A 17,838-nucleotide genomic window follows, 5' to 3' on the forward strand; every position below is an offset into this window, starting at 1 on the left:
TAAAGATATTTTAGCTAAATATGCCCCCTGAATTAGCCAAGGCCGAATTTTTCACTGAGCTAACCACTCTTACATGTGCCTAAACCAGAATATCCAGCGGTATGGATGTTACGGTATTTAGCACCGCAAAATGAAAATATCATTACTGGCAACCCGTTACTTGTGGGTAGTTACGGCAAACTAAAGCGAGTTTCTTTTTGGGCTCAAAGCCTTTATCCAACATGCACCGCTGCACTTCGGCGGCCTTTCTAATTGTAGGATCGAAAGGATTTGAACCCAGTGGTTGTGGATAACCACATTGATACATTACTTGTAACGCCTCCGCGTTATTATCAAGCGCGTGTGAAAAATGCAGTGAAGCTCCTGCCTTACGCCAACTTATCAGCGAAGATTCATCGACACCTGAACTTGCCTTAATAGGGTGAAATCCACTATCAGCGACAAAAGGCAGGGCTTCGAGTTGCTGCAGGCTTAATGGGAACCCCTGTATCTTATTAATACAGGCCGGTGTTTGTTTGTACACATCACAAATTTTAAATCCGTGTTTAAAAGTAAAACCTTTTTGTTCCATGCATTGGTAATACAGGACCGTTTCGTTATCAGTAAAATCTGGCTCAGGCCCTGGCAGAGGAATACCACATTGCCCCATTGCTACGCGCACCTCATCCACCGTGGTATTAGGGCGCTGCCATTGAGTTAGATCAGGTGGTGGTGGGCACCCGGTAAGCAGAAATACCGCAGTCATCAGCGCGGGTAAATACACCAGAGTATGTTTACTGTACATAAAAATCCTTTATTCGTTATCTTGTCTGGCGCTGTCTATATTACCCTCACCTACAACCTTACATTTAATTTCGCCTATCATAAACAATTAGCCATCGATACATTATAGGGTACATCCCAATTATTGTGCTATTGCGGCTACTATTCATTAGCAAGCATATACGCTTATTTATATACAGATTAATATTTTATGAATAAGACATATCTAATTAGTAATGACATATTTATCACAAAATAATAAACCGGCTCAACTATATTAGCCATGATGATATTATACGACTCATAAGCTCACACACTGCAAGCAGCAACGGCGACTACCCGCCAGAGTGCTTCATTCCACAGGAAAGCGCTAATCTGGGGTTACTACCGTATCACAAAATTTTGTGAGCCATCTTAGTCTTGCCAATTACCATAGATCCTAAACGATAACCTTACACAGGCTTTTGAACCTTATAGTTCAAATGTTAATATAGCGGCTGAGGGAGTTTGATATCACGATGATGATGATAAAGGAAAAGTTTTGAACACTAAAAGTAGAATGCAGTTGTGGCCATGGTTGGCGGTATATGCAATGGTTGTCTTGCTATTGGCTGGGTGCTCAAACAAATTCAATCGTGACTACACCAAATTGCCAAAAGGCAGTTATAACGATAAGTCGTATACCGTTAAATCAGGCGACACGCTTTATTTTATTGCATGGATCAGTGACAGCGAAGTGAGTGACCTGGCCCGCATCAACAAGCTCCGCCCCCCCTATAGACTTGAAGTTGGACAAAAACTTCAGCTCAGCAGTTCTGCTGCGTCAGGGCGACTAACATCAACTAAGCGTAAATCCTCAAGTACTGTACTCGCTAAATCGACACCACCACCAGGTGCGAGTCGGTGCTGGCGCTGGCCGACTAATGGCCAAATAATATCGCGCTATTCCACCGCCGACGGTGGCAATAAAGGCATTGATATTACGGCTAAACGTGGGCAGCCAATCTACGCGTCGGCCAAAGGGCGAGTTGTGTATGTCGGGAATCAGTTACGTGGTTATGGCAACCTGATAATGATTAAACACGGTGAGGATTTCATCACCGCTTATGCCCATAACGACACCATGCTAGTGAATAATGCTCAAGATGTAAAAGCAGGGCAAAAAATAGCCACCATGGGCAGCACAGGTACAGATACGGTGATGTTGCATTTCCAAATCCGTTACCGGGCAACCGCACTTGACCCACTACGCTATCTACCACCACAGGGGGCATCGCCTAAGTGTTAACAGTTGGCCTTAGGTGTTTTATATTCGTCATACTTCAAGCTGCATGTGTGTTGGCCGCGCTCAATCACCCGAATCACTTACTACAGTAAGCTCGTCGGGATTCACTCGCTTGCCGCCTTCCTGCAACTCGAATTATTTAGAGTATAGCGGTATCAAATAAGCAAAAGGCTCCTTTTCAGGAGCCTTGTTTTATTCTGTAATCACTTGAGGCTATCGTTACGCCAGCACTTCTTTCACGAAAGCTTTAATCTCTTCAACTTGGCAGTTATCAAAGAAGCACTGCTGGAAACGTGCACCGCTTACGGCGGTTTTCACTAATTCGCGATCGATAGAACGCAGTGTATCAAGATAGTTTTCTTTCACTACCGCAGCTTTCACTTGGTTCAGAATACCGGCATTACGCACCTGTGGCTCTTTACGATCCAGCGGGTAACCTTCCCCCTTCACGCCAGTAAACGCTTTTTCAAAGATATAACGCACATTTAATTCAGCACCCCAGCCAAAACCTTTGGCAAATGGCAGTGACAATGCATTACCGTTATTGATCTGAGCAAACAGGAAAGCATCAGCAGGATCGATGCAATATCCACATACAACACCTGGATGGATGTTTAATGACATCATTGCGCCTTGGCCAGTACCACAGCCAGTGACCACAAAATCCACTGCTTTGGAGTTGAGCAGAATGCTGGCCATGATCCCCAGATGAATATAAGTCAGATGATGGTCGTTTTCATCACTCATGCCCACATTGTATACCGGGTACGCTTTTTCCGAGGCTACAGCGTTCAGCTCTTTCAGAATGATGGCGTTTTTAGTTGCCTGACTGTTTTCCATCATCAGTGCAATTTTCATTATGTTCTCTCCTTTGCGCCAATGAGCTGTGGCCCATTGGATGTGATAGTTAGACTTGACTGTGCAGAACATAGCACTCTAAAAACAAAATTTCAATTTTAATGAAAAGATGTTTTATAAATATCACATTTTGAGATTTAGCCGCCATGTATCCTACCGAATAACCATAGAAATAGCAGGTGTATGTAGCTGTGTGCGTCGCTCATCTGTGGCAAATACAAAATCAAATGGGTTAATATTTAGCCTACCGACCAAAATACTCGCTTGAATAACATACAAAAAAACCATGCAGATGCATGGTCTTCTCTTATTGGCAAAAAATGGGTAACACCAACTTTAGTGGTGCAACATCTCGTGAACTATTTCATCTTTGCCTAATGTGATTGGATAAAACGTTGGCCAGTTATCCATTTCTTTAAGCAATACTTCATGCGACGCATTGCTCGTGTAAATATGAAAATGATGGGATTTTTGTGGTTCTATTATATGGTCACTGAATTGGACAAATTTTGGTGCTTTTGAGTTAGTATCTTTACATTCGAATAAATAGCGTACTCCCTTCTTCCCTGAGTCATAGTGCATTATTTTAAAGCCAGAGTAGCTATACTTGCATGAATTAACAGCATCTGCGGTGTGGAAATCAATGGTGTTTTTCTCAATGCCAATCATAGTGATATCAGTAGCGTAGCCCTGGCGGTAATATTCTCGGTATTCTTCAACTGTTTTATCTTTATTTTTTTTCGCTTTATTGACTAATACCAGGTCGAGATCCCCTTTCAATAAATAAGGATTAACCGATTGCCAGACTCCATCCCAATCACTCAACCCCCTATCCTTAACATCTTTATCTGCAAAAATCCCCTCGCTTGCTTTGCGTGCAGCGTCTGATTGATGGTGTTCATGTGAGTGACTATGTTTACCATGCGCAAATGATTTAAAACTGATCAATGAAACACAAATACTCAATGTAATTATGGATAGGTAGTTATATTTTTTAGGCATAAATAGCTCCTTGTTGAACACCAAAGATGTTATGTTATACTATAACATAAATGATAATCAATAGACGCTTTGGGAAAAACTCCGGGGGTGTGAGACAATGCATTTACTTGCGATAAAGCAACTGGCTGTTGATAAGAATGTACCAATCAGCCAATTTGCTCTCTATTACTAATAACTACCTATCTGCCATTCGATTTTATCTTATTAAACTACTGTGGTTATCGGTACGGGTAGATAACCCAGTCTGTTCGTGAACATGAAGCCAAGCCAGAGTAATGCATTAGCGCTTGTTACGATTACGATGCATATCGATGGCGACGGCACTGACAATAATGATGCCTTTGATAATGTCCTGAATGTAGGAGTCCACACCAATAAAAGTAAAACCACTCTTAATCAGTCCTAAAATCACAGCACCAATTACCGTACCGGTAATACGACCAACCCCACCCATCAAGCTGCTACCACCAATAACGGCAGCCGCGATCGCATCCAACTCGTAAGATTGGCCCATGCTTGATTGCCCGCTACTGACGCGCGCTGCCAGCACCACGCCAGCCAAGCCAGCTAATCCCCCGGCAATGGTATAAACCGTTACCAGATATTTATTAACGTTAATACCAGAGACTTTTGCTGAAATCATATTCCCGCCGATGGCATAGACATATTTACCATAACGGGTGTGTTTCAGTGCAATATGGAATATCACTGCAATAACCAAAAAGATGATAACGGGCATGGCACCTTGCCCAATCGCTGTAAAATCATCAGAGAGAAAACTTACCGGATTGCCTTTAGTGTAATATTGGGCAAGCCCTCTGGCAGAAACCATCATCCCTAATGTAGCAATAAAGGGTGGAATACTTGTACGGGTGATCAAAAAGCCATTAATAAATCCGCACAGTATCCCTACCCCTACTCCAGCAGTAATGGGAATAGCAGCAGGTAAATCTAATAAGTGCGGATACATAGGCGAAATACTTTCTGATGTCTGAGCCAGGCTCGCAGCGACGACAGCAGTTAATGCGATTAAAGAGCCTGATGAGAGATCAATACCGGTAGTGATAATAACTTGTGTCACCCCGACGGCAATAATACCTATAATAGACACTTGTAGAACGATTAATAATAATCGATTAGGGTTCAATAAAAATGATTGGTCGCGAATAAACCAACCAAGAAACTCAAAAATCAATGCAATACCGATCATAACAATAAAAATACCGGTATCTTTAGGTAATCTCCCTTTAAATCCAGATATGAATGAATATGCTTTTGTTGACTCAACCGTTAATGATTTCTCAATTTTAACATTACTCATTATCGTTACCTCCCAGTAATTATTCTGAGGCCAGTGCCATTATTTTTTCTTGGCTAGCATCTTGCTTATCGAGTATTCCAGTGATGTGTCCACTGTGCATAACCATGACTCTGTCGCTCATGCCCAGAATTTCAGGTAACTCAGAGGAAACTAAAATAATGGCAACACCACGGTTTGCCAGTTCGCTAATCAAACGGTAAATCTCTGATTTTGCCCCGACATCAATACCTCGCGTAGGTTCATCCAGAATAAGTATTTTTGGCTGAGCTAATAACCAGCGTGCTATGAGCACTTTTTGTTGATTACCACCGCTTAGATTATTAATTATTTGATCCATCGTAGGTGTTTTGATATTTAATCTTTTAATTTGATCCATACAGTCTTGGGCCATTTGCCCGTGACTGACAAACCCTTTTTTATTAATGTACTCCGAAAGATTCACAATGCTCATATTCTCAACTACAGACAAAACTAAAAATAAGCCTGATTTCTTTCGGTCTTCGGTAAGGAAAGCCAGTCCTTGTTCGATAGCCTTTGACGGGGAGTCAATATTGACTGGAAGACCCTCGATAAAGATCTCGCCGCTGTCTGCGGGATGCATGCCAAATAAACTTTCCATAACTTCACTACGACCAGCACCAACCAAGCCAGCAACACCCAATATCTCGCCTCGTTTTATGGAAAAGGAGATATCGCGAAATAACCCATCTCGTCGTAACCCACTAACCCGTAACACTTCTTCACCAATATTATTATTAAACTTTGGGAACATATGGGTGAGTTCACGACCAACCATCATCGTAATTAGTGACTGTTTTGTCAGGTTTGCAGTTTTATCTGTGGCAACAAACATACCATCTCTAAATACACTAACCTCATCAGTAATTTCGAATATTTCATCCATCTTGTGGCTGATATAGATAATGCCTTTCCCTTGCTCTTTTAACTCAGTAATAATTGCAAACAGATGAAAAACTTCACCTTCAGTCAGTGCCGATGTTGGTTCATCCATGATTAAAATATCTGCATCATAAGAAACCGCTTTAGCAATTTCCACCATTTGTTGGCTAGCAATATTCAATTCACCAACCAATATGTCTGGTTTCAAATTTATATTTAAATGTTTTAATAAATCCTTAGTTTTGCTGTTGAGCAAATCATGGTTAACAAAACCATAATGAACAGGCTCACGCCCCAGCCAAATATTTTCTGCCACCGTCATATGAGGGACTAGATTTAGCTCCTGATGAATCATTGCAATACCGGCATGGAGTGCATCTAATGTATCACTGAAGGTAATCGCTTCACCTTTTACTTTTATTGTTCCTTCATCGGGATGATATATTCCTATCAGACACTTCATCAAGGTTGATTTCCCTGCACCATTTTCTCCCATTAATGCATGGACACTTCCTGCTTTTATTTTAATGCCCACTTTATTCAACGCTTTTACACCAGGAAATTGCTTGCTGATGCCTTCAGCCTCGAGAATGTAAGGATGCATATCATCATCTCCGGGGTCATTATAATACGTTTAGTTAGTAAGTGCCGTATTTATCAAATAAATGACAATGATAAATACGGCACAGTCTACTTATTAAAATAGATTTGATTAATGTTTTACTTATTCATGTATAACAGCCGAGTTTCAAGAAATTAAGTTATTCCCTGTGTTTTTATAATTAACTATTCGTCTGGGGAGTAGCGGATATTTTCATTTTTTATTCGCGAAATCTTGATAATTATCTTTCGTGATAAGCTGGTAAGGAATCATAACACTGCTTTCAACTTTTTGGCCGGCAACTAATTTAATCGCGGTATCTACAGCCCCTTCCCCTTGACCTTTAGCATCTTGGAAAATACTAATACTCAAGTCGCCTTTCTTAATAAACTCAAGTGCATCGGGTGTGCCATCAATACCTCCAATCACTACGCCTTTTTTCTTCGCTTGTTTTAAGGCTAAGATAGCACCAATAGCCATTTCATCATTATTTGACGCAATGGCATCTATTTGTTGCCCAGACAAAACCCAATCAGTAGTAACATCCACTGCTTCTTTGCGGAAAAATTTTGCAGTTTGCTTATCAATAATATGAATATCTGGATACTGAGCGGCAACTTTCTCTACTCCCCGAGTTCTATCGCGAGTAGCCTCACTAGAGAGTTCCCCCATCAGGATCATTACGTTACCTTTACCACCCATCAATTTTGCTAATTCCTCCATCTGTAGGCGACCAGCAAGTTCAGAATCTGAGCCCACATAGGCCATACCAGCCGGTAACGTTATTTCAGGACGGCGATTTACAAAAACCAAGGGGATCTTCGCCTGTTCAGCTAATTTGATCATTGGCTTTACACCTTGAGTGTCGACCGGATTCAGAATAATGGCATCTACCCCTTGGCTGACAAAATTCTCTACCTGCTGAATTTGTTGGGCAATATCCCCTTTTGCATCCTCGAATTGGCCAGTGACATTTCCTTCCTCTTTCATTTTGTTTTGCATGGACTGACGTAATATTGTCAGGAAGTTGTCATCGAAGTAAGCCATAGAAACGCCAATTTTTAGATCTTTAGCATAAGCACCCAATGGCAACATACAAATAGCGAGTGAGGTGATAATGATTTTTTTCAGCTTCATGGTCTATATCCTTCAAAAATGGAATGCATTAACATCTCAGTGCCACTTATTGAAAATAATTTTTTACAACTGCCTAACTCAGCAGGAGGTAAAAATAGTTACTGTAGGCACTTCAATGCGCTCCCGTGAATGCAACTGCACCATCCCCGGCCTATAAATCACCAATAACCATTGTTAAACAATAAATTAACTATCTCTTACATCCTACTCAAGCTAACCTCCTTTTTTTAAATGTTTATTTCATAATTAAGATTATTGAAATTTTTAACACCAAACAATCGAAATGTGTGTTTTGCACAGAGCAAATAACAAAAATATGACAGGGATCTAACAAATGCTCGTAATTTGAACACGGAGAGTGACCAAAGACACACCTTGGTAATGAGGAAATCGTCTTAGCTGCAGTTTGAGTGGGAGAGGGATACAGTCAAAAGCATTTGAGTGATGCTCACAGTATCTATGTGAGCATCAGTTATAGGAATCTTGTATGTGATGAAAAGAAATAATCTCAAAAAATTTATCACTTTAGTTTTAATGAAAATTAGCAAAGTGACGGTTTTACCTACAAGGGAATAAATCTACCCATAACAGCATGCTATCCGCAGTAAGAGGCTGCAATTGCCCGCCCTTAATTGCAGGCAACCACCAACAGCCTTGCGAAGCAGTAAGCTGGTGCGTTTCCGTATGGCAAATAAGCCAGTTCCCCTTCACAACGTAGATCAACCCACCATGAGATGTGGGCAGTTCTTGTACTGAACTTACTGACAAAACCGTCGCCTGCCAGCAACCACGCCGTGTCATAATGTTAAAGTCTTGGCTACTTCCCCCTAACAAACGCGCGTGAATAGGAATGTCGCCAGGGAAAGCAAACGGCTGTAATTGCTGGGAAAGAGTATGAGCCTCCCAGCCGGGGCTGGAGAGTTCAACCCCATCACCTGAGAGCAACGTAATTGACCGATCGATATCCGAAAACATTGAGAATGGACCATCTCTTTCAATAGTAGCAATGCTGGCGCGCCAGGCAAAATCATCGCCGCCAACGGGCCAACATGCTATTTCACGGGTTTCGCCGCCACCATTTCGCCAACGACTAACGGGTAAGCTGGCAAAATCAAAAAGGGTAAAGCTCATCAGACCTCCTGTTGACAGGCTTTCAATACCGTCAGAAAATCCTGTGCAGATTGCTGTTGCATTGGATGATATCTATCCACTATTACCGCTTTACCTGCCATATAAACATCGCGAATTTGCGATTTGCCCCCCGCAAATAACCACCGATTCAACAAAGATGCCGATTTTGTACCCGCAATATAGGGATCATCACCATCCAATACTAACCAGTCAGCGCGGTATCCTTCCGTTAACTGGCTAATTTTGCTGGCACAAGCCTGTCGCCCCCCCGCTAAAGCTTGGCTATAAAGTAAGTCAGCAACAGCAGGATGTTGTTCATCAGTCAGACGATTGCGGCGTTGATCTCGCAGGCGCTGCCCATATTCTAACCACCGTAACTCTTCCACTACATCTAACGAGACATGGCTATCTGAACCGATACCCCAGTGCCCCTGACGATGTACATAATCAACACCTGGAAAAATGCCATCCCCAAGGTTAGCTTCTGTTGTTGGACATAATCCTGCCACCGCCTGACTTTCAGCCAAGCGGATAAGCTCGGATTGATCCAGATGTGTAGCATGAACCAAACACCAGCGGCTATCGACAGGCAAATGGTTATACAACCATGCCACGGGGCGCTGGCTACTCCACGCCAGACAATCGTTAACCTCCTTTTGCTGCTCAGCAATATGAATATGTACCGGTAATTGATTATCCGAAGCTTGCAGGATCTCCTGCATTTGGCTTAACTCTACGGCACGCAATGAATGGAAGCATAAACCTTGGTTTTGTAATGGTTGATTAACCAATTGTTTACTAATGATCTGCTGCTGTTTGAGGTAGCTATCCGTGTTCTGAATAAAGCGGCGCTGCCCCTGCTGAGCAGGCTGAGCGCCAAACCCCGCGTAACTGTAAAGTACAGGTAACAACGTCATCCCAATACCGGCCTCTTGCGCAGCCTGACTCAATTGAGCAGTCATTTCACCGGGGCAATTGTATGGATTACCCTCAGGATCATGGTGTAGATAGTGGAACTCTGCAACTTGGGTGTAGCCGCCTTTCAGCATCTCGATATACAGTTGGCGGGCAATCACGCCAACATCTTCCGGTGTTAATTGCTGAACCAAGCGGTACATCAGATCTCGCCAAGTCCAGAAACTGTCCTGCGGATTGCCAGCGACTTCAGCTAATCCTGACATCATGCGCTGAAAGGCATGGGAGTGAAGATTCGGCATACCCGGCACTATTGGGCCGGATAAAACCTGACAACCAGTACCATTGCTATCGGTCACAATGCGCTGAATATACCCCTGTTCGTCAACAGTAATCTGTACGTTATCAGCCCATCCATTCGGTAAGAAAGCACGCTCGGTAAAATAAACTGGCATGGCGATATCCCAATATTTTGTTCAGAGTCAAACCCGCTAAGCAGCAGCGGCGTCAATTAATTAAACCACCCACTTGTATAGACATATACATACGCTAAATTCAACCGTAGACTTAGCATATAAATTTTTTATTTGACGAGGTTAACGCCATGGCGGAACAACAAAAAGTCTTACAATTAAGTGCCGCAATGGACGATACTCCTGCGCCGATTTATCAACGGGTTAAGTTGGCTATTATCCGCCAGATCCGAACCGGGGTCTGGCTGCCCCATCAGCGAGTTCCCTCAGAAAGCGAGCTCGTCACAGAATTGGGGGTTAGCCGTATGACCATCAACCGTGCATTACGTGAATTAACCAATGAAGGTTTCCTTATCCGTATGCAAGGCGTGGGAACTTTTGTTGCTGAAGCAAAAGCGCACAGTGCCTTACTTGAAGTTCATAACATTGCTGACGAGATAACCGCTCGAGGTCATCGTCACAGCAGTAAAATTCTGCAATTAGAAGCTCGCCCGGCAAGCCCTGAAGAAGCGATAGCGTTAGGAATTCAGCCCGGCCAACAGTTGTTCTATTCACAAATTGTGCATTATGAGAATGACTTCCCCGTTCAAGTCGAAAATCGCTGTGTTAACCCAAGCACTGCCCCCGACTATATGAAGCAGGATTTCAATCACATAACCCCTTACAGCTATCTCACACAAGCCGCTCCTCTTACCGAAGGTGAACATATTGTTGAAGCCGTGATCCCGAGCCAGACTGAGCGACAATTACTCCAACTGGATGAGCATGAGCCTTGTCTATTAATTCGCCGCAGAACTTGGTATGGAAAAGCAATCGTCACCGCTGCGCAATTACTGTATCCAGGTTCACGCTATCAACTCTATGGTCGTTTTACCCCACAAGGTACTGTGACGTCCTGATCAATTTTATTTCTCTTTGAGAACTGCGAAGTGTTACGCAATTGTTTAAATCTCTATCTTGCTGATAATGACTTTATGCGCTAGGTTGTCCATGATTGTATATACAACTTAATTTCGCTGCATACTCGCATTGCTCATGCTACAGCAACAAATGAATGAATCTCGGAGCACTGACTCACGTCAGTGATTCAATTGGTGAGCATCGCTGTGGCGTCGGATACCAAGGTATAGCTTGAAGGAGTGAGATGGTGTCAGTAATTCACTGTGACAGTTTGTGGTACGGTGCCGATATCGTGACCATGTGTGGAGGGGAATATCATCTGATACCGCAAGGGGCAATAGCGGTCACAGGCGGTAAAATAGTCTGGATTGGGCCACATAAAGAGTTGCCCGCATTCCATGCCTCACGTGAGGTTGTCTTTCAAGGTGGTCTGATTACCCCTGGCCTAATTGATTGCCATACGCATCTCGTCTTTGGCGGTGATCGCAGCGCTGAATTTGAGCAACGCCTTAACGGGGTTAGCTATGCAGAGATTGCCGCCAATGGTGGTGGAATTATTTCGACGGTTAGGGCAACGCGGAACGCCAGTGAAGAACAATTGCTCGCACAAGCTTTATTTCGGCTAAAGCCTCTACTTGCGGAGGGTGTAACCTGTATTGAGATTAAATCCGGTTATGGCCTTAGTCTTGAAAGTGAAATAAAAATGCTGCGGGTTGCCCGCCGTTTAGGTGAGTTACTCCCCATTACAGTTAAAACAACCTGTTTGGCAGCACATGCTTTACCGCCTGAGTTTGCCGGCAGGGCTGACGACTACATTGACTTCGTTTGTAATACCATAATTCCTAGGGTAGCCGAAGAGGGGTTAGCCGATGCCGTTGATGCATTTTGTGAGCACCTTGCATTTTCACCGGCACAGGTCGAGCGAGTATTCTTAGCCGCCCAAAAAGTGGGTTTGCCGATCAAACTGCATGCCGAACAACTGTCAGCACTTGGTGGCAGTACTCTCGCAGCAAAATTTAAGGCATTGTCGGCCGACCATCTTGAATATGCCACGAAGTCTGATGTTCAGGCGATGAGACAGGCGGGTACAGTGGCGGTGCTGCTGCCGGGGGCTTATTACCTGTTACGTGAAACTCAATGTCCCCCTATTGACCTGTTTCGCCAGTATGGTGTGCCAATGGCCTTGGCCAGCGACGCTAATCCAGGAACCTCCCCTGCACTCTCTTTGCGCTTGATGCTCAATATGGCTTGCACATTATTCCGCATGACACCAGAAGAAGCGCTGGCTGGGGTCACTTGCCATGCTGCTCAGGCACTTGGCCTGCAAGAGACTCAAGGCACATTAGAAATAGGCAAACAGGCAAACTGGGTTCATTGGCCACTATCCCGCCCGGCCGAGTTAGCTTACTGGCTAGGTGGCCAATTACCCGCGACGGTCGTTTTCCAAGGAGAAGTTCGCTCATGAATCTCACCGAACCGCTAAGTTTCCACTCTGGTAAACTGCCTTTATTAATCAGTATTCCTCATGCAGGGACTCAGCTAACACCCGTTGTTGAGGCCGGACTAACGGATGCCGCTCGCCCTTTATCAGATACTGATTGGCATATTCCTCGTCTCTATGACTTTGCCAGAAATATGGGGGCCAGCTTACTAATCGGTAATTACTCCCGCTTAGTCGTCGATCTTAATCGCCCAGAGGACGATCAACCACTGTATACCACCGCGACAACCGGTTTATTCCCCGAAACGTTGTTCGATGGGCGAGCTTGTTTTATCTCAGGCAAAACACCGTCGCCTCAGGAACGTCAATCCTACCTGTCACATATCTGGCGGCCTTATCACCAGCAACTTCAATCAGAATTGGATCGGCTTAAAACACAGTTTGGTTATGCGTTGCTGTTAGATGCACACTCAATTGCATCAGTGATTCCAAGATTATTTGAAGGACAATTACCCGATTTGAATTTTGGTACCAATAGTGGAGTTAGTTGTGACCTTTCATTAAGCGATCAATTAATTGAATGTTGCCAACATCAATCTACCTTCAGCCATATATTGAACGGGCGCTTTAAAGGTGGTCACATAACGCGATCATATGGTCTTCCCCAAAATCAACAACACGCCGTGCAACTGGAGCTATCACAGTTAAACTATATGTCCGAAACTGAGCCTTATCACTACCTGCCTGAACGGGCAGTGCATTTGCAGCAGTTACTCGAACAGTTAATTCATACTATGTTGTCCTGGGGCGAACAACGCTATCAACGCTGAAACGTCACATCCCACTCACTGAGTCTCAGTCGGTAAGAAATGCAAAAAAGGCGGGGTTAATCCCGCCTTTTTAATTCACCTATTTCCGACACAGAAAAGGGTAATAATTGCTGCTAAGTTAACTTAGAAACGGTAAGTCAGGTTAACTGCAACAGTATCATCAGTGCCCAGACCCAGTGGGTTGTTGTCTTCATCCAGCAAGTTAATCTGGTAGTCAACATAGGCAAACATGTTTTTGTTAATATAGTAAGTCACACCGATTTCAGCATATTTCAGTAAGTCTGCATCGCCAACAACGGCCAGTTCTTTACCTTTAGACTGAACATAAGCGATGGACGGGCGAATACCATTTTCGAACTGGTATTGAGCAACCAATTCAACGTTCTGGGTTTTATTTGCAATCAGTGCTTTATATGGCGTCATGTTCAGCGTTTCGCCGTACATTGCTGCGATATAAACTTGGTTTGCATCATATTTCAGCGCAGTAGCCCAAGCCTGAGCTTTATCACCTGTCGCACTGCCAGCCAATGTTTTCTGGCCTAAGGTACGATTGGAAGAAGAATATGCACCTGCGAAGCCGATACCGCTGCCTTCAATGTCTTGGTAATCAACGGACAGACCAAAACCATCGCCATTGGCTTTCTGGATTGCGCGCTCGTTCTTAGTGGTATCACCGTCGTCATTACGGCCTTGATACTGAGCAGCAACATTCAAGCCTTTAACCAGGCCGAAGAAATCAGAGTTGCGGTAAGTTGCCAAACCGGTAGAACGGCCAGTCATGTAGTTGTCGGTATAAGCAATTGAGTCGCCACCGAACTCTGGCAGCATGTCGGTATAGGCCAGCGCATCATAAACTACACCATAGTTACGGCCGTAGTCGAAAGAACCAAACTCAGCAAATTTCAGACCTGCAAAACCCAAACGGGTTTTATTGCCTTTATCGCCCTGAGATTCTGCATTTTTAGCAGCTACGTTATATTCCCACTGGCCGAAACCGGTCAGTTGGCTATTAATCTGTGTCTCACCCTTAAAACCGAAACGCACATAAGTATCGTCAGCGTTATTATGGTTTGAGAAAAGATATTTAGCGGCTACACGGCCATAAAGATCCAGCTTATTGCCGTCTTTATTATAAATTTCTGCTGCGTTTGAAAGAGTAGGAATGATACTCAAGGTGACCGCCAAGGCCAGTACACTGCGCTTCATCATTATTTTTCCTTTAAATTTTAATAAAACTAACCCGCCGGACTGAATTAAATTTTCAGCCTCATAAAAGTTAGCTTTTAATTTTTTATAATTACCTGTCTTGTAAAGCGAAGAGACATTATCACTAAGCACGAAAAGTTAAAACGATAAAATTGAAGAAATACAGGTATAAACAGGTAATCAATTGTAACAAAATATTTTTAATGGAACTTTCCATAACTTACTGATTATCTTTATTTTTAAGCAATTACATATAACCAAAATAGTGCATACGCACCAAAATGGTGCAAATTCATTTCAGCTTGTTTCTTTTTTGTTCTATTTGGGCATCATATTTGTGACATGGGGCGAATATCACAGCTCTAATGTACTTTTTTATATATCCAAAGTGATTAGATGACTATTTAAAGTATAAATAGAGAGTGTTGTCGTATCAGCTTTGGTGCAATAACATAAAAGTTAAACATTAAGTGTGTTAATAGGATTATAGAAAGTATGGGTTTGTCTGGTTATTAATTATCGGAATTTTCATTGGAAGTGGATTTTTTATAAAAATCGCAATAAGAAAAACTTTAATTTAATGCATAAGAAATGAGCTGCCATGGCTAAAAGCTCATTTCTTATAGGTTAGAAACAATATACTACTTAAAATTTGGCTTAAGTCGTAGTTCTGGTGGTGATATTACCCCAAGTAACTATCTATGGCGGGATTGGTAACACAGCCTTATTTATACCGTTGGTATCTCACTCTTATCCATTCGTACCAACATAATCCCTGCACGTAACCCCAAGGCTACTTGAGGGTTTGGAAACAAGATCCACTCCTCGTTATGTTTAACACGATAATGCTCACCTGATTGCTCTGCCAACAATGTTCCTTGGCTAAAACGAGTAAAGTTAACTGTCTCCTCGTCAACCCACAGTTTAAAATCAGGATGCTGTTTTAGCAGTGATTGCACCACGCGATAAAACACCATTCCTCCAGAGGGTTGCACAGGCAATGGTTCTTCGCTAACTAATGAACGTAATCCACCGATGATATGCGTAAATTCAGCAAGCTGATTTTCGCCAAATGGCAGCGCTTTTCCCAACTCAAGGGTACAACTTGCTGCCTGACAGTGCTCACTACTGAAGTGAGCAAAAGTCCCTCCAGCCGAGGTATGCATCACTAATGCATCCAGTTGAATATCTTGTAACCACCGCAGCATTGCTGCGCTATATGGTGTTGTTTGATAAGGCAACAATCCAAATCGAGTATGATGAGATCCGCGAATTGCCGTGTGTAAATCGTAATGCTGACGCGTCAATTGAGACTCTGCCTGGAAAAACGCCAACACAGCTTGCTCAACAATTTCAACCCGTCGGGTTTCATTACCTGGAGGATAACGCCGGTGCCGCCCACCAAACATACGGTTGATATCCGCTGAGAGATAACGTTTCCCTGCACTTATCGCCGCTGGATTGCCAAATATGACTAACAAACGGACGGCCAGCGTTAATTCACCAGCTAACAAATCTGATACCAATTGATTCAAGATTTCAATCGGAGCCGTTTCGTTTCCATGGATACCGGCAGATAACACCACCGACTGAGTACAATTGCCAACAGGTGTCAGCATCAGTATCCCTTCATCGAGCCATTGCCATTCAATACCCGGTGTCGCACCTCGGGTCTGTTTTGGCGGATGGCCTGAAAGTGTTATCGCCAGGAGATCTAGCATCATTGTTCCTTTTAATTCTGCTGGAACGGATATACCGAGCCAATATTAAGTATCCGTGTCAATTCATCTAATGCTTGCCGCCCTTCTTGCAATAACTGAGGGTCAGCCAAGTCTTTAAATTGCAAATGATCACGATAATGTTGGTCAACCCAGTTATTCAGCGTCACAAACAGCGCGGGTGTCATCATTACTCGACTATTAACGGCTTGCAATTCAGTATCGTTTAAGGCAACGCGTAAGCGTAAGCAGGCAGGGCCTCCTCCGTTACGCATGCTCTCGCGCAAATCGAATACCTTGACACTATCAATCGGACCACCGCTATTGATCAATTCCGACAGATATCGCCACACGGCCGGATTGTCTTGTGCTTCCTGCGGGATAACCAACAGCATTTTGCCGTTCGGTTTACTCAATAATTGGCTGTTAAACAGATAGCTTGATACCGCATCAGCAACAGACACCTCAGCGTCAGGGACCTCGATACTGATCAGTTGCTGTTCAATGTTACCCATTTTACGGCGAATCTCATCCATAGCTTGAATGCCAGGGACAAATGCATGCTGATGATGGAATAACACATTCTGATTGCTGACAGCGATGACATCATTGTGAAAAACCCCTTGGTCAATCACGGCGGGGTTCTGTTGCACAAAAACAGTTCGGTCTGGCGCCAGTTGATGCAGCCGAGCCACTGCTTCGCTGGCCTCTCGCGTTTGGCGAGCAGGGTATCGGCTAGGGCTTACTCCGTTTTCCAGCGCGTTGCGGCCATAAACAAAGACCTGAACCGCCGGCGAGTCATACTCTCCCCCCAGACGATTATGATTAGCCGCACCTTCATCACCAAACAATTCCACCGCAGGTAACGCATCGTGATGAACAAAGTGGCGATGGTTATTGAAAACGCTTTTGAGCAAAGCCGACGTAGTTTCCGCCTCAATTGCCCGGTGAAATTTGTTATTTAAATTGGCCACAGTAAAATGAACCCGCCCATCCGCGCTATCCGCAGAAGGTGATACCGTCGCCGCATTCGCCGTCCACATTGATGATGCGGAACTTACCGCAGATAACAGGCGTGGAGATTTACGCGCCACTTCACTCAATACTTGTTCATCTGAACCACTAAAGCCCAACTGGCGCAAAACGCTTATGGCTGGTCGCTCCTGTGGTGGCAAAATGCCTTGCTTATAACCTAAATCGGCTAATGCTTTCATTTTTAGCAACCCCTGCCGCGCAGCGAGACGAGGGTTGGAAATACTATTTTGATGCGCCGTAGAAGCTTCGTTGCCAAATGACAATCCAGCATAGTGATGTGTCAGCCCAACCAATCCATCGAAATTAACCTCATATCCTGCCAT

At 43.7% G+C, this 17,838-nt stretch carries 15 protein-coding genes; 4 read left to right on the plus strand and 11 right to left on the minus strand.

Going from position 1 to position 17,838, the window contains the following annotated elements:
- Nucleotides 1-142: 142 nt before the first annotated feature.
- Nucleotides 143-784, minus strand: coding sequence for a hypothetical protein (locus EL015_RS11850; protein ID WP_032906313.1), 642 nt, complete (start codon nucleotides 782-784; stop codon nucleotides 143-145).
- A 537-nt stretch (nucleotides 785-1,321) separates the two neighbouring features.
- Between EL015_RS11850 and actS the strand changes: the two genes are divergently transcribed.
- A complete protein-coding gene (gene actS, locus EL015_RS11855) occupies nucleotides 1,322-2,050 on the plus strand; it encodes an amidase activator ActS (RefSeq protein ID WP_005185125.1) in 729 nt (242 codons plus the stop codon).
- A 216-nt stretch (nucleotides 2,051-2,266) separates the two neighbouring features.
- Here the strand turns inward: actS and EL015_RS11860 are convergent, their stop codons facing one another.
- The 7 genes from EL015_RS11860 to EL015_RS11890 all read right to left on the minus strand — a co-directional run bounded on the left by EL015_RS11860 (nucleotide 2,267) and on the right by EL015_RS11890 (nucleotide 10,367).
- The gene (locus EL015_RS11860; RefSeq protein WP_005185124.1) at nucleotides 2,267-2,905 is read right to left on the minus strand and encodes an RpiB/LacA/LacB family sugar-phosphate isomerase; all 639 of its coding nucleotides are present in this window, start codon (nucleotides 2,903-2,905) and stop codon (nucleotides 2,267-2,269) included.
- Between the two features lie 336 nt (nucleotides 2,906-3,241).
- The gene (gene zinT, locus EL015_RS11865; protein ID WP_032906310.1) at nucleotides 3,242-3,907 is read right to left on the minus strand and encodes a metal-binding protein ZinT; all 666 of its coding nucleotides are present in this window, start codon (nucleotides 3,905-3,907) and stop codon (nucleotides 3,242-3,244) included.
- Nucleotides 3,908-4,187: 280 nt separating this feature from the next.
- The gene (locus EL015_RS11870) at nucleotides 4,188-5,228 is read right to left on the minus strand and encodes an ABC transporter permease (protein ID WP_005185121.1); all 1,041 of its coding nucleotides are present in this window, start codon (nucleotides 5,226-5,228) and stop codon (nucleotides 4,188-4,190) included.
- A gap of 19 nt (nucleotides 5,229-5,247) precedes the next feature.
- On the minus strand, nucleotides 5,248-6,732 hold the full coding sequence (locus tag EL015_RS11875) for a sugar ABC transporter ATP-binding protein (RefSeq protein ID WP_005185120.1): 1,485 nt from the start codon (nucleotides 6,730-6,732) through the stop codon (nucleotides 5,248-5,250).
- A gap of 210 nt (nucleotides 6,733-6,942) precedes the next feature.
- Nucleotides 6,943-7,866 (minus strand): sugar ABC transporter substrate-binding protein, encoded by a 924-nt coding sequence (locus EL015_RS11880; protein ID WP_005185119.1) that lies wholly within the window; start codon nucleotides 7,864-7,866, stop codon nucleotides 6,943-6,945.
- A gap of 558 nt (nucleotides 7,867-8,424) precedes the next feature.
- Nucleotides 8,425-8,997: a HutD/Ves family protein gene (locus EL015_RS11885; protein WP_032906307.1), complete on the minus strand. Its 573-nt coding sequence runs from the start codon at nucleotides 8,995-8,997 to the stop codon at nucleotides 8,425-8,427.
- The gene (locus EL015_RS11890; RefSeq protein WP_005185118.1) at nucleotides 8,997-10,367 is read right to left on the minus strand and encodes a formimidoylglutamate deiminase; all 1,371 of its coding nucleotides are present in this window, start codon (nucleotides 10,365-10,367) and stop codon (nucleotides 8,997-8,999) included. Before EL015_RS11890 ends, EL015_RS11885 begins: the two co-directional genes overlap by 1 nt.
- 149 nt (nucleotides 10,368-10,516) lie before the next feature.
- Here EL015_RS11890 and hutC point away from each other — a divergent pair, with 149 nt between their 5' ends.
- From hutC to hutG, 3 genes are all read left to right on the plus strand, one after another.
- Nucleotides 10,517-11,284 (plus strand): histidine utilization repressor, encoded by a 768-nt coding sequence (gene hutC, locus EL015_RS11895; protein ID WP_005185115.1) that lies wholly within the window; start codon nucleotides 10,517-10,519, stop codon nucleotides 11,282-11,284.
- Between the two features lie 245 nt (nucleotides 11,285-11,529).
- Entirely contained in the window at nucleotides 11,530-12,750 is a 1,221-nt protein-coding gene (gene hutI, locus EL015_RS11900; RefSeq protein WP_005185112.1) for an imidazolonepropionase, read from the plus strand.
- A complete protein-coding gene (hutG, locus tag EL015_RS11905; RefSeq protein ID WP_032906306.1) occupies nucleotides 12,747-13,556 on the plus strand; it encodes an N-formylglutamate deformylase in 810 nt (269 codons plus the stop codon). The genes hutI and hutG overlap by 4 nt, the downstream gene beginning before the upstream one ends.
- 123 nt (nucleotides 13,557-13,679) lie before the next feature.
- Here the strand turns inward: hutG and EL015_RS11910 are convergent, their stop codons facing one another.
- The 3 genes from EL015_RS11910 to astB form a co-directional block, all read right to left on the minus strand.
- Nucleotides 13,680-14,765 (minus strand): porin, encoded by a 1,086-nt coding sequence (locus EL015_RS11910; protein WP_032906304.1) that lies wholly within the window; start codon nucleotides 14,763-14,765, stop codon nucleotides 13,680-13,682.
- Between the two features lie 725 nt (nucleotides 14,766-15,490).
- Nucleotides 15,491-16,483, minus strand: a complete 993-nt coding sequence (astE, locus tag EL015_RS11915) for a succinylglutamate desuccinylase (protein WP_032906302.1) — start codon at nucleotides 16,481-16,483, stop codon at nucleotides 15,491-15,493.
- A gap of 11 nt (nucleotides 16,484-16,494) precedes the next feature.
- On the minus strand, nucleotides 16,495-17,838 hold the full coding sequence (astB, locus tag EL015_RS11920; protein WP_005185101.1) for an N-succinylarginine dihydrolase: 1,344 nt from the start codon (nucleotides 17,836-17,838) through the stop codon (nucleotides 16,495-16,497).

Origin of the sequence: Yersinia intermedia, assembly GCF_900635455.1 — a bacterium.
Lineage (GTDB): Bacteria > Pseudomonadota > Gammaproteobacteria > Enterobacterales > Enterobacteriaceae > Yersinia > Yersinia intermedia.

Bases quoted from the DNA above. Each gene is read 5' to 3' on its own strand.
- actS (WP_005185125.1), top strand. From the start codon at position 1,322: ATGCAGTTGTGGCCATGGTTGGCGGTATATGCAATGGTTGTCTTGCTA.
- EL015_RS11885 (WP_032906307.1), bottom strand. From the start codon at position 8,997: ATGAGCTTTACCCTTTTTGATTTTGCCAGCTTACCCGTTAGTCGTTGG.
- astE (WP_032906302.1), bottom strand. From the start codon at position 16,483: ATGCTAGATCTCCTGGCGATAACACTTTCAGGCCATCCGCCAAAACAG.
- EL015_RS11860 (WP_005185124.1), bottom strand. From the start codon at position 2,905: ATGAAAATTGCACTGATGATGGAAAACAGTCAGGCAACTAAAAACGCC.
- EL015_RS11890 (WP_005185118.1), bottom strand. From the start codon at position 10,367: ATGCCAGTTTATTTTACCGAGCGTGCTTTCTTACCGAATGGATGGGCT.
- hutI (WP_005185112.1), top strand. From the start codon at position 11,530: ATGGTGTCAGTAATTCACTGTGACAGTTTGTGGTACGGTGCCGATATC.
- EL015_RS11880 (WP_005185119.1), bottom strand. From the start codon at position 7,866: ATGAAGCTGAAAAAAATCATTATCACCTCACTCGCTATTTGTATGTTG.
- EL015_RS11910 (WP_032906304.1), bottom strand. From the start codon at position 14,765: ATGATGAAGCGCAGTGTACTGGCCTTGGCGGTCACCTTGAGTATCATT.
- EL015_RS11870 (WP_005185121.1), bottom strand. From the start codon at position 5,228: ATGAGTAATGTTAAAATTGAGAAATCATTAACGGTTGAGTCAACAAAA.
- astB (WP_005185101.1), bottom strand. From the start codon at position 17,838: ATGGCAGGATATGAGGTTAATTTCGATGGATTGGTTGGGCTGACACAT.
- EL015_RS11850 (WP_032906313.1), bottom strand. From the start codon at position 784: ATGTACAGTAAACATACTCTGGTGTATTTACCCGCGCTGATGACTGCG.
- EL015_RS11875 (WP_005185120.1), bottom strand. From the start codon at position 6,732: ATGCATCCTTACATTCTCGAGGCTGAAGGCATCAGCAAGCAATTTCCT.
- hutC (WP_005185115.1), top strand. From the start codon at position 10,517: ATGGCGGAACAACAAAAAGTCTTACAATTAAGTGCCGCAATGGACGAT.
- zinT (WP_032906310.1), bottom strand. From the start codon at position 3,907: ATGCCTAAAAAATATAACTACCTATCCATAATTACATTGAGTATTTGT.
- hutG (WP_032906306.1), top strand. From the start codon at position 12,747: ATGAATCTCACCGAACCGCTAAGTTTCCACTCTGGTAAACTGCCTTTA.